We start from the raw sequence: 13,228 nt of genomic DNA on the forward strand, positions 1-13,228 counted from the left end.
TTATGCGCAGCCTATATCTGTTAAGTATCGCTTTACTCCTTGCACTCCCTCAAAATGCAGATGCAAAAAAGACCGATGTCCTTCATTACACGATTGGAGGGGGGCCTGTTATCTCACTACCTGCACGTAAGGATCATTTAAAGGAGGTCACACTTGGCGTTGGTTGGGATATGAACTTGCAATGCGGATTACTCGACCCCTCATTAACCGTACAAAATCAGCTTAATGGCGTGACCAAAGGATTTAAGAACATGATGGGCAACATACTCAATAACGCCACGGCGGCGGTGATGAGCTATCCCGGCTACCTCATCCAAAAAGAAGACCCAGGGCTTTATGACATGTTGACCAATGGCGTTTTGCAAGGAAAGTTCGATTTTGATGATGGCCTTACATCATGCGAAGGCATGGTCGAGGAAATGGGGGAGATGACCGCAGATAAAAGCTATAACGCCATCGCTCGAGCAAAAGCATGGACACAAGCGGTAAAAAGCGGAGATGCGGTACGCGCCAAAGACAAAGTCATGGATGATATGGGCGACAGCGGCATCACCTGGATTGCAGGAAAGTCTTATGGAGGACGTAATCAACCCCCGATTAACCCTAGCAAAGATGCCGCGGAAGTGGGTTTTGACATGCTCACCGAAGATCAAGAAAAAGAACAAAAACTGGGACTTTATCAGTATTGGGATTCATCTGAACAAATGTCTGAGTGGTTAACGAGCGTCATTGGTACCCGCGCGATTCAAACAGGAATGGATAAAAGCAAAACAACCAGCACTGCAGGGGTGGGGTTATCCCGTCATGTAACCCAGGGAAGCCTTCAACTTGAAAAAGAGTTAACTGAGGCCATCAAAACCAATACTGAAACCAAGCACTATCCACAAAAACTGCTTGAAGCACTTTCAGAAGGCAAAGTGGACAACAACGTCATCGCTCGTATTGCTTCTGAGCTTTCTCTATCACACAACATTGAAAAGGCGCTCTATGCACGACGAGCACTATTAACGGGAAAGTACGAGGTTAATTTAGCCCAGCACAATCTAGCTCAAAAAGACATCGACAATGCGGTTACCTTGCTGGAGAAAGAAATCAATTTATTACGCTTTGAAGCGGAAGTTCGACAAACCATTGGCAGTCGAACCGCCCTTTCGGTGGTTGAAAACTACCAATATCAACGCTCTCAAACCGTTCCACAAACAACACAAGCCGAATCCGTTTTTCTAAATGAAACGACACCGGAACCAGTAGAATAAGGAGAACCATTTTGACTAAAACCCTTCCTTTCTTCACACATCAAAGCTGGTTAAAACGATCGTCAATCGTTCTACTGTTGACAACATTAGCGTGCGCTCTGGCATTGATATTAACTGAAGATCAGCTTACACATTTTTCGTATTCTCCTGCCGCGATCATATGGCGAGGAGGCATTTATGCGTTAATCATCTATAAAACAAAACGTGTTCATTACAGAGCCGTCCTATTTTGCGCGACGCTCAATGAACTCATGGTATTTCTCACTTGGTATGGAGTCATTACATTATGATAGTCAATGATCCCTTGTCACTTATGCTGACATTAGAAGGTTGGTACATCGCCAATAAAATCATGATCGTGTTGAATCAAACCAACATAATGATGTTCATGCTGACCGTAGTGGTGTTCCAGGTATGGGTAGACGTTGCTCAAGAAGGTGAAGATGAGGGAAATAAAGGTGCCCTTGCCCTTAATCGTACAGAAGTCAAAATAGCCATCGCGTTTCTAGTGTGTTTTCTGGCCGTATTGCCCCTATTTCCTGCAAACGTTAATCAACTGACATTAGATCAAAGTGCCAGTAAAGAATGCGGTGTTGGAATAAGCTCTGGCTCAACAAACAGCAGTCAAAGCTCCTTTAATGGAGAGAAGGTTTTTGTTCCCATATGGTGGGCATTTTGGCACTCAATCTCACAAGGGGTAACTAATGCCGCGGTCTCAAGTATTCCCTGCAGTTACGATGTCGATCGGGGCTTATTGCAGCTCAAGTCCGTTGGGATTGTCAGTGAGCCACTGAAACAAGAGGTTCAGGATTTTTATGAACAATGTTTTACTCGTGCCCGAATCGCCATGAAAGCCGGTGGGCGTGAAGGCACGGTGATAGCCAGCGATTACAATACTGCTAACTGGTTAGGCGGCCGTTATTTTCTAAAAGAAAATCGATTCTCTCCCAAAACCAGCTACCAGAACATACAAGCAGAGAAAGCGGTGTTTACCTTCCCGTACAAATCCGAGCGAGATGATCCTGTTCAAACGAAATACAGTAACGTCGCCATAAACCCTAGCGCCGCCTACCCTTACTGTCACGAATGGTGGGAAAGTGAAGAGCCTCGCTTAGACGGACAATGGGCTGGATTAAAATGGCGAATTTATAACAACGTCAATGATCACAATCCAAAACTTGTAAAAGAGATCATCGATGATAGGGGGTTCTTTGCCTCTCTGCTGGGGAATAAAACAACACAACGAGAACGAGCAGATATGCTTATCCAACGCGTATTAAGTGTTGAGAATCAGCAAACCAGTGGACGGATCGTTAGAGGATATGGCAACGTTCTTGATAAAAGCTGGGATCATGAAATTAGAGAGATTTGGAATGCCAGTGCCGGACTGGTCGGGCTCGAAGCCGGGCACTTTCTAACAGGTCCTACTTTTTTCATCATCCGGGAAGCAATGCCGATATTTCAGGCTGCACTCATGACTTTTGTTATCATTGCGAGCCCGATTGTTCTGACCATCGGTAGTTTCAATGTGATGACCTTGATGTCGTTATCACTCACCTATGCTGGACTCGCCATGCTGACATTTTGGTGGGAACTATGTCGGAGTATTGATAGTAAACTACTAGAGGGGCTTTACTCCATGCACGACAACCTCAACCCTATTACCGGCACGTTAAACATTATTGATGATGCAGTGTTAAAGTTTGTCATCATAATACTCTACGTCATGATGCCACTTATCTGGTTTGGGTTACTCGGATTTGCTGGATATAAAGTGAATGCTTTGGGGATTGATAGTGCGTTAGACAAATTGCAGCAACCCACTAAAGAAGGTACTAGTCTTATAACTCAGAACATAAAAAAATAAATACTGGTCGTCATTTGATAGTCAGGTTTCAACTGCCTAGATATGAGGCTGATACCTGATTATCACTTGTCAAACGTCTTCATACAAATGGCCGCCAATCGACTACCACATCAATAATACATGTCACGTTCTTCTTTATTAGTAGGGAACGTCCGAACAGCATCTCTATGAGCCTTCTGAAGGTCACGAGTAGCAATCCAATTTTTTACTTTATCCAATCTTTCTATGTCTTCAAAAACGTACCCGACTTCCTCTAGGGTTATATCATCGTTATGACACAATGCATTATTTACTTTTTCTTGCTCTGCGTGTAAACGTTGGGCTCGTTCAGATTGAAAGGCCTGACGCCATTTTTTTAAGAACTGTAACATCACACCCTCCTTTATATTGGTTATTTTTACAACAGTCCCTGTAATTTTATGCCTCTAAATATTGAAACTCAATGAATATGGGTAGTGAGAAGTGTTACGAAATGATGCTAACAAGGAGTGAATCAACTCTAGATTAGAATGGAACAACTTGTTCCCGTCAGCAAGCTTTTGGACAAAAGTAAGTTGGAGTTTTAGCTCCAAGCTCATCGAGTCGCATAAAGAAAAGTAATTTTAATTTGCTTGAGCAAAAGTGATTTCGTCTATTTATCAGAGAACAGCGCCCTCTTGGCCAAATCGATTACTATCACTTCTATAGCATCTATGCCTGAATATTCATGTGAAATCTCTAACCAGTAACATTTAAGTGCAGCAGCGAGTTCATCCAACCCGACTAGACTCCCATTGAACAGCCATTTTTTGGTCACGTTTTGTGAGACCAGTAGAAACACGCCACATCCGGCACTTTCTTCTCGAAGATAATCTCCTGCCAACTGATTGCGTAGTCGCTCACAAAGGTCCGGTCCGCTCCACTCTTTATCTAGTAGTTTCAATTCGATAGGTACAGGTGAAAGGACATTGGTATTGTGCAGCCAGATATCCATACGTTGGCCATTTGCAAGTTCAGGCTCTTCTGCGATCGTATACTTGTTGTCACAACGCTGTCTTAACCAACCTGCGATTAACGTTCGCATCTCTGTTTCCCCCTCTGCACGCTGCCAAGTAAGCCAAGGACTATCATTACCTCGCTCTAACCAGTTCTTCAACTCATGCAGCCGATGGACAGCCAAATCAAAAAGCTGACGATGCGTTGTCGGCTCAATACATTGCGACTTGGCGAACTCTCTTACTTGCTGCTCAGACCAAGGTTCGAGATCACCGTCTTTTTCAGCATGCTTATACGCTTGCTTTGCCATCCAAGGGCGATAATCTGGATTAGGGTGATCATGGATTAGCTGCTTGATTGCTGTATAGCTTTCTTTACCTGGTATTTCTGATAGAAGGTTAAACAGTCTATCACGTGCATCTTGTGCGTCATCCCGTAGCTCTGGAGAGAACACTTTCCCACTAGTTCGGTCGATGTCATCTTCTACTTTAACGTAGCTATGCATCAGGGAATAAAGTGATTTCAAATGTTCTGCTGTACGGAAACAACCAATATTGGGGTTTGTATAACGCGAACTTCGCCCCCCCATCAATGCTGTTATAAAAATCTGCGCTGCACGCTTTGCTGTATCGTCATCTAGTTCTGATAACCATTGTTCAACTTCTAAGATGCCTTTCTCTGGGTAACAATCTACACGGAGTGCATACCACCAAGATATGTCATCTGGATTGCTCGTATTAGAAAGTTGCTTGATAGCCAGAGCTGATAGTTTCTCAGGTTCTATCTCTCCATTGACTAAAATTTTCAGACAGTACTCTCTGATAGATCTGCGGTGACCAGGGTTAATGTCAATCCAGTTGAGAATAACAGAAGCTATATAAGGGTGTAGCCAAGGTGCATGATATGTTAAATCATGTAATACCCTAGTCGACTCTGTCTTTTCGAGTTCCCAAACCAATTCTTTAATGACCACTTTTTCGACCAATTGTGGAAAGGCTTTGTGCATCCGTTCCAACCATGTGGGGTAACCGTTTAATTCCCAAAAAATATAGCGTAATGAATGCCGAACGTTTTCTTCGCTTAGATTCAGGGGGAAATCAAAAGATTCAGCGGCATCAATTTCCAATCCAGCCATCGCAAAAATAAGAGAGTATGGCGTATTGTTTTCCTCCCACCCCTCTGAACGCAGGGGTGGTTTGTATTGCGACCAATGTTTGATCGCAGCTTTACGATACCCCTGAGCGACAGCCTCCCCAAATTCAGGTATCAATGCCTGCCAATCAGTGTAACCCCAGCGACTAGTTCCCTGGTTAAGTTCTTGTAGCTCCACCATCAGCCAGTATTGATCCCAGGAATATTCACCTGGCTCAAGGTTCGGAGAATTATGAATTCTTTCTGGGTTTGCTCGTAAGTCTGCTATCCATCTTTCTCTGTCTAGCTTTTTTCGCTCTTTTTTTTCAGTAAGTTTACGCTGGCGCTCGGCTGCGTTTTTTTCGTATCTTTGCATCTCTTTTGATACAGGCGGTTCGAGCAATGTGTTCAACCGCTCTCGTAGAACAGGTTCATCAGCCACGGCATCTCTTAATAAAGCGAAAATGTTCTCTGATCTGTCAGTTTGCAAGTAGACTCGAAAGGCGGTACTAAGCGCAACCAGACTATCATCTTCCAAAGAGCGGATGTGCATGTAATTGAGAAGTCTCGGGAGACTAGTCGTATCAAAATGCCAAAAATGACCAAGCCATGAAACAGCCCAATCGTCCGTTACCTTTTTGTCTGAATTTGAAATCTCAATATTTCGAGCATGTTGGATACTGTTCCAATAAAGCGAATCATTAAGCTCGGGCCAACTAGGTACAAGCGTCTTCAATTCGTCCTTATGTTCAGTGCAATCATCTCCACGCCAAAAACGTAGAGCTGGAACTTTCAACAAAATAGATTGCGATTTATTACTGAGAGCTGCATCGTGGCGTGCTTTAATCAATCTTTCTATCGCATGCATAGCGATATCTAGCAACCATGCATACTCTTCTGAAACGTGGCATTCCTTACGTTCAACAAATGGCTGTCTTTCTAGATAAGAGTCCAAGCCCTCAACTAGTTTAGGGAGCGACTCTAGGCACATTTTCTCTACATATGAATGAAGCGCACCACGCAGAGCACTATTTTCAAACCGTTCATAAGCCGGTAATTTACCCAGCGATATCAACAACTGCTCAATACTATGACTGTTGGTGCCAGCTTCCTCTACCAACTCTAAAAGCAATTCTCTTGGAATCTGAGCATCATTTTCATTTAGTTTTAGCCATAGATTTTGTTTTTGCTCGAATGAACCACAAGTCATCACAGCACGTGTTGAAGCTATTCTTGCGTAGATATCTCGCGAACTATTTTCTGCAATGTGAACCAAAGAGAAAACACAGGAAGACATTTCACCTTGCCATACCAACCTGCCAAGGAAGAAGATTACATCGTCGTTATCGCTGTATCTTTCAATAAGCCGTAGTGTATTTTCCGAAAGGTCAGTGTTAGCAATCCTAGCAATAGCACTATTATCTCGAGCTGAGTGGTCATCTTTATTCGAAGAAATCCGCTGGACAATGTCTGCTAGAATATTCGCTCTTTCCTGAAGTGGTAATCTTGATGGGTCGCCACCCTCAACGGCAATATCGGGGTTAATATTTAGCGCTTTGAATCTAATTTCTGAATCAAACAAAATAAGCCATGGCAAAATTGGACGTAGCAGCGGAGTAATAATTTTCTCACCGTATTGCTCGCGGAAAAACAAAGTTTCGATTAAATAACGACTATTACCGAGCTTCAACAGTCTATCAAACCACTCAGCCGCAAGTAGTTCACGCACATCTCTGTGTCTAAAACGTACAGCTCCGTATATAACGTCATTAAAGATCCCACGTTCCAGTAACGCACTGACTTCACTTGGATCCCAATCGAAAAGCACGGTTTCTGCATTGATACCTGGTTTGACAGGTGCTGAATCGGGAACATTAATGCCAGCTTGGCCAGTAAGTACAACAGCGGCAGCCAATCGTTGTGCACCTTCTCTTAACTTCTCTCCATTGACAGGCTGAAGCTGGGCACGATCAACGTTATGCTCATCACGAAGCCGTTTAATAATGTTATGGCGAAGAAGATCTAGGCGACCACCTAATTCACTTCCCTCAGCCCACTTTGCTAGAATACCGTCAAGATCAAATGGCCGTTCTGCTAGACTCCAAAGGTTGGTTCGCGCAATTTCATTGATTAAACGGTCAATATCCTTTACTGAACGAGTCATACAAAAGCGGCGAACTCTCTCTTCATCCAAGTGACGCAGAGTATAAACTTTTAGTGAACTCTGTGCTTTGACTGCCTCATTTTCTTTGACTTTATCTACTTCCGATGAAGATGGAAGAAAGAGCCACTCATCCATTAACCTTCGATCTTCTTTAGGTCGCCAGCTATAAGGGCGACTGGAAACATATATATGCGCTCTGTGCGCGCATTTCTTTATACCTTTCGCAAATTGTCGAATAGCTTTTTCGAAGGCTCTCGGGCTTGCGAGCCTTGCTTCATCGACAGAGTCTAAGAAGAACCATGCCTCGCTGGTCGAATTCAGCCATAACTGAAATTGGCTTTCTTCACCAACATCGAAGGCCTCATAAAAATCTCTATCGATATCTTCGATACGAATGAAGAAAGCTGCTTTCCCTTGGGCCTGGAGTATTCTTGCACGTTGTCGAAACTCCTCAGTCTTTCCTGCACCTGCCTCAGCTAAAATGACACAACGAAACTCACAGTCTAAATCATCCCATGAATTAGGTTTACCATACCCCCAACTAAAAGAAATTTCGTCTTTTTCTGCATCTTCATGACTTTTGGGCACAGGTGAAAACTGCCTGTTTAATGGGATGTGCTTTTCCATATGTGTTCCTATCAAAGAGACTATTTACAGAGGGGGATGGATATTTTCGTATGAGCTTAACCCGCAAACAGCCATTCCAAGCTAAAAAATGATTAATAATCAATTATATAATAACAGAAGACCTAATCATTCAGCATAATTGAATATAAACTGAATTCACATTTTAAGATTAGAATTACTCATGTGGGAAAACAGACACCGTAACTCACAATGGGGCAAAAGTAAGCTTGTTCCATTAGGTTCATGGTTGTACACTAACACTGAGTGCCTCGGGTATCTCTGCTTTTTCATTGAGCTGCTATTTGCTGTCTGGCCAGAAGTAATAGCATCAATCTGAACTCGGCGTAATTGCAAAGCAGCCCACCGAGGACATACGATAAGTCCAGGGTGATAAAACACCCGGCACTGCACACGGAATGCGTTCCCTCTTCAATTTGAATGACAAACATTCTGTAGCTGTTTTACAAAGCCATAGGCAATGCCTATGGCTTTGTCCTCTCTGAGACTAAAAACAATTATTCGACTTGCCAGCCTACCAAGCGTCACTGGGTTAATGTGCCTCCTTAATTTAAGGACTGTTATTGACTTCATTTGAAAGTCAGTATCCCAGCTGTTGAACTTAGTAAACTCACGCTCAGTGAAATGTCACGCTTGGTTTAATACGCTTAATTCGAGATCTCCACCACAGCAGGTGTGGCAACTTCAGCTTTAACGATGCTTTGTACTTCTGAATACAAATCCACATCAACCTCGGGTACAGATAATGACACAACTAGCGCATACCGAGCTTTGGAATCATATCGTTCATGAGCTTTACGAGTTTTCCACCAACCCTTAGCTGGGTATATTGCAACCTTACCTCTAGAAGCTAAATCAGCAGCACTGCCTCTCCAAACATCTTTATGGATAGAGCCTTTATGTCGTTGCTGTTTACCTATAAGCCAATTACTATCCTCAATTGCATCTGGCCTTTCTCCCTCAGCTTGTGCGTTAATTCTTCGCATAAATTGGGCATCAGATTCACCATGGTGTTTTACATCAAACCTTAACTGATGACTTGCGTAGTTATACTTATCTAGAACATTGCGGCTTGAAGGGTTAGGCTCTACAAAATAGGAGAGTGTAACCGTCAATTCAACATCAGCTTCACCAATTTTTAAGAGCTCCTCTTGCGGCCATGGCAGATCATGTAAGTGCATATCCTTCGTTTTTGTATCTTTAGAACGAGGCTTAATAAAAGGTTGCAACTCATCTTGAATCACCATCGACAGCGAGTTATCTGCACTGCTTAACGCCTTTTCAAGATTAGGGACACCATACCCCACCTTCCTAACCAACTTCACCATATCTGATTTTCTAATGGTACCGCCTCGTCGTGCAGAAATTAATGCATACATTGCATCAGTCCAATCCGCGGAATGCACAGTTAAAGCCCTAACCGTTTCTGGCCAAATATCATTATATTGAGCCTTTATCTGCACAGAGAATCTAGCAGCCAAAGCTGTAGCTGCGCTAGTTGCGTGAGTGGTTGCAAACTGCTTCTGAGAGAAGTCATTATTCGCCGTTAAAAGATGAAGATCAGGTTCATGACCACAAAAGCCATCTTCAGCTTTCGCCAAGTTTCCACCCTCAAATACAACGTCTGGCTTGAATGGAGCGTTATTGTTATCCCACCCCAGAGATGTTGTCGAGTATGGTGACAATCCCCCTTTGGGAGCCAGCGGCACTAAATCGGCAGAGGAAGACAATTGGTCTTTTTCTGTGAAAGCGCCGACAGTAAGCACATTCCAAGCTTGAGCAGGGTCATGCACATTGTTTAGGTAATTAGCATTTGGATAATCTACATTGGCATCTAACAGGGCATTTCCAGCACACACTGTAAACAAACGCGGTGTTAAGCCCTCTCCAGAAAAATCTACCGCCAACATATCCATTGCACTAGACCATGATGACGGCCGACCTCTATCGGTACCTATACCTGACGAAAGCGACATAGAGAAAACTCTCGAGCGTTCTGGTTTGTATATCTCAATTTCAGATACCGCATTAGTGGTTACTATGCCCAAAGGTTTATCATCATTATCACCGTTAAACCTCATGGTTTTAACCGACTCTAATCGATGTTCAACCACTTCAACATTTGATGAGCTTAACCTTTCAATCATATCTCCCCAAATAGCCAACCCAGCCATTCCTGTTCCATGGCCTAAAGTATCAGTGGGGTCATTGTCCTCTGTTATGGTTCTCTGGTCAGATAGCGTTGAAAAAGGAGCAAGCAATGGGTGCTCAACATTTACACCTGAATCTATAATACATACATAGGGCGATTCATCTGAAGCGCTAGAACTAAGACGCAGCAATAACTCTTTTGTCCACCCTTCCTGCTCTTCATTTGGCATTGCAGCAAAGAATTCAGCGGTAACTTTAGGGAATCGAATCTCAGCAACCCGAAACAATAAAGCTGCATTTTCTTCCAGCTTTCTTTGACTCGTTTGTAGCTGAACAACCGTATGCTCGGGGAATCGTAACTTATGATCCGAGACTCTCATTTCAGCCATATTTGCCAAATGTGTAAAGTCAGCCAAGATCTCTTGGTAGTGATTATGTGTTTGACGAGCCTTTCTAGGCGTAGCCAACCACACCTCCCACCAGACACTTTCGTTTTTATCCTCAGGTAACAGTGATTCATCGTCCGCCCAAATAGCGGAGAAAGTAGCACGCTTAATATTCTTTATTGAGTCAATCAGTTTCTGGTGATCACCAGCGTTTCCATTCGCAAGAGTCCTACGAGCTTCATATTCATTGAGCTTCTTTTGATAAAAGCTTAGCTTTCCTTCTGGAACAAATGCGGTGGCTATTGTGGTTTTATGACCCTCTTCCAACTCCACTGTCTTGACGTTATGTAACACAATACCTTGAGGGTCATTAGCCAAACTTTCTACAGCCATCTCTACGTCAGGGTAGCTTTCAAATTCAACTTGTATACCCACCCCCATACTCAGCTCATCAGACACTACAGATTGTTTTAGCTCGGAAAATTCGTTTGCAACAGATTGGATGTTTTGACGTAGATGAGCACTATGAGTAGCTCGGTTCTTAGCGGGTATGGTTACTGGTCCACTACCACCTCGACTCGGTGAGGTAAACTCGTGAGAACTAGCTGAAGAATTAAAAAAGAAGTGGGGTTTATCAAATTCGTTTCGAGCCATTCAGATTCCTTCTTACTCCATAAAGTGCTGGCTAATACTCTTTCTGTCTTCAATTGCCTGCTGAAGCATAGTGATGGTAATTGAGTTATGGTCATGGATAAGCATTTCTTTAATTGCATCATTTGCAGCTAATGTAATTTCAGCATTACTTAACCCTTCTGCAATTGCAGGAAGCTTCTTCCAAGAGAAGTTCTTCGCAACGTAAGAATGCAAACGTGTTCTGAAAAGCTTAACAATCTCTTCTTCCGACGGAAGTTGATATCTAATGACATCATCAAAGCGGCGAAAAAGCGCGTGATCTAGCGCTTCAATGTGGTTTGTAGCACAAACGATAACGCTATTAGAGTCATCCTGCTCAATCATCTGCAAAAAACTATTGAGTATGCGCCTGGCTTCGCCTACATCATTACTTGAGCCGCGATGAGAGCCCAACGCATCAAACTCATCAAAAAAGTAAACGCCTCTTACTTCTCTAATAGTATCGAAAATCTGACGTAACTTAGCTGAAGATTCTCCAAGGTACTTTGTAATAACCGCATCAAGACGAACCTCAAATAGAGGAAAGTTTAGCTCACCCGCCAGAACGGACGCGGTAAAGGTTTTCCCCGTGCCAGGCTTTCCTGCCAATAACAACTTTCTTCGGGGAGAAAGACCATGGTTCTTTAGAGTGATAAGGTGTTTTTGCTCTTTAACCAGTCTATCAAGCCTATCTTTAACAGAACTTGAGACAATAAGGTCAGAAAAGCGCAACTGTGGGTGGGTTGTTGTTAATAGACCTGAAGTATCCTTAACGCTGCTAGCAATTGAAACTGGTAGGTTTTTAGCGCTGTTCTTTTTTGCCTTATCAACTAAGCCTTTAAGCTCTTGCGCAAGTTTTCCATGACCATTTCTTGCTTCATGAGCGGCAACCTGAAGCGCGACAGATAAAAATCTGTCGTCATCTTTATCGATGTGCGATTGCATTAAAGCTTTAATTTGAGTCGAGCTAGCCATGAGTACTTTCTTAAGTTAGGAATAAGTGTTTACACGGTAATCATACATTGAAACGGAAATTTCTGCTATCTTCAGAAATGCTATAGCTCACGTCAAACGTTCTTGATAAAAGCTGGGATCATGAAATTAGAGAGATTTGGAATGCCAGTGCCGGACTGGTCGGACTCGAAGCCGGACACTTTCTAACAGGTCCCACTTTTTTCATCATCCGGGAAGCAATGCCGATATTTCAGGCTGCACTCATGACTTTTGTTATCATTGCGAGCCCGATTGTTCTGACCATAGGTAGTTTCAATGTGATGACCTTGATGTCGTTATCACTCACCTATGCTGGACTCGCCATGCTGACATTTTGGTGGGAACTATGTCGGAGTATTGATAGTAAACTACTAGAGGGGCTTTACTCCATGCACGACAACCTCAACCCTATTACCGGCACGTTAAACATTATTGATGATGCGGTGTTAAAGTTTGTCATCATAATACTCTACGTCATGATGCCACTTATTTGGTTTGGGTTACTCGGGTTTGCTGGATATAAAGTGAATGCCTTGGGGATTGATAGTGCGCTGGATAAGATACAGTCTGCTTCTCAAAAAGGAGTTGGCAATATACAAAGTACTTTGACTAAAAAACTATAAATGTAACTGAAGTAGGCATATTGCATGTCTACTTCTCTCAGCGATATTCTCTTCCTTCATAATATGCTTGGTTTTCTTCATATTGCATATACTCCACACTAGCTTGATGAAAAGCTTGTCCCCAAGATATTGATTCTTTATCTTGAGCAACTATTGAATTAAATGCATCCCCTACTTCATCCACGGAAATAGCACTGTTATGGCATAGCACATTACGCTCTGCTTCTTGCTCTTCGTGTAAACGTTGGGCTCGTTCAGATTGAAAGGCCTGACGCCATTTTTTTAAGAACTGTAACATCACACCCTCCTTTTATATTGGTTATTTTTACAACAGTCCCTGCAATTTTATGCCTCTAAATATTGAA

At 42.9% G+C, this 13,228-nt stretch carries 8 protein-coding genes; 3 read left to right on the forward strand and 5 right to left on the reverse strand.

Annotated elements, in window-relative coordinates; genetic code table 11:
* Nucleotides 1-2 precede the first annotated feature (2 nt).
* Nucleotides 3-1,256, forward strand: coding sequence for an integrating conjugative element protein (locus CHJ_RS23435; protein WP_317919306.1), 1,254 nt, complete (start codon nucleotides 3-5; stop codon nucleotides 1,254-1,256).
* 286 nt (nucleotides 1,257-1,542) lie between these two features.
* Nucleotides 1,543-3,123 carry a conjugal transfer protein TraG N-terminal domain-containing protein gene (locus CHJ_RS23440; RefSeq protein ID WP_317919307.1) on the forward strand — a complete coding sequence of 527 codons (1,581 nt, stop codon included), beginning with the start codon at nucleotides 1,543-1,545 and terminating at the stop codon, nucleotides 3,121-3,123.
* A gap of 110 nt (nucleotides 3,124-3,233) precedes the next feature.
* On the opposite strand, the gene CHJ_RS23445 is transcribed toward CHJ_RS23440, so the two are convergent.
* From CHJ_RS23445 to CHJ_RS23460, 4 genes are all read right to left on the reverse strand, one after another.
* On the reverse strand, nucleotides 3,234-3,494 hold the full coding sequence (locus tag CHJ_RS23445) for a hypothetical protein (protein WP_317919308.1): 261 nt from the start codon (nucleotides 3,492-3,494) through the stop codon (nucleotides 3,234-3,236).
* A 260-nt stretch (nucleotides 3,495-3,754) separates the two neighbouring features.
* On the reverse strand, nucleotides 3,755-7,981 hold the full coding sequence (locus CHJ_RS23450; protein ID WP_317919309.1) for a hypothetical protein: 4,227 nt from the start codon (nucleotides 7,979-7,981) through the stop codon (nucleotides 3,755-3,757).
* A 704-nt stretch (nucleotides 7,982-8,685) separates the two neighbouring features.
* The gene (locus tag CHJ_RS23455) at nucleotides 8,686-11,229 is read right to left on the reverse strand and encodes a S8 family peptidase (protein ID WP_317919310.1); all 2,544 of its coding nucleotides are present in this window, start codon (nucleotides 11,227-11,229) and stop codon (nucleotides 8,686-8,688) included.
* Between the two features lie 12 nt (nucleotides 11,230-11,241).
* Complete coding sequence (locus tag CHJ_RS23460; protein ID WP_317919311.1) at nucleotides 11,242-12,222, reverse strand: AAA family ATPase; 981 nt, start codon at nucleotides 12,220-12,222, stop codon at nucleotides 11,242-11,244.
* A 203-nt stretch (nucleotides 12,223-12,425) separates the two neighbouring features.
* Between CHJ_RS23460 and CHJ_RS23465 the strand changes: the two genes are divergently transcribed.
* Nucleotides 12,426-12,863, forward strand: coding sequence for a conjugal transfer protein TraG N-terminal domain-containing protein (locus tag CHJ_RS23465; RefSeq protein ID WP_411861596.1), 438 nt, complete (start codon nucleotides 12,426-12,428; stop codon nucleotides 12,861-12,863).
* Nucleotides 12,864-12,900: 37 nt separating this feature from the next.
* Here CHJ_RS23465 and CHJ_RS23470 read toward each other — a convergent pair whose 3' ends face one another.
* On the reverse strand, nucleotides 12,901-13,161 hold the full coding sequence (locus CHJ_RS23470) for a hypothetical protein (protein ID WP_317919312.1): 261 nt from the start codon (nucleotides 13,159-13,161) through the stop codon (nucleotides 12,901-12,903).
* Nucleotides 13,162-13,228: the final 67 nt, after the last annotated feature.

The sequence above is a fragment of the Vibrio sp. MACH09 genome, assembly GCF_033238805.1.
Taxonomy (GTDB): domain Bacteria; phylum Pseudomonadota; class Gammaproteobacteria; order Enterobacterales; family Vibrionaceae; genus Vibrio.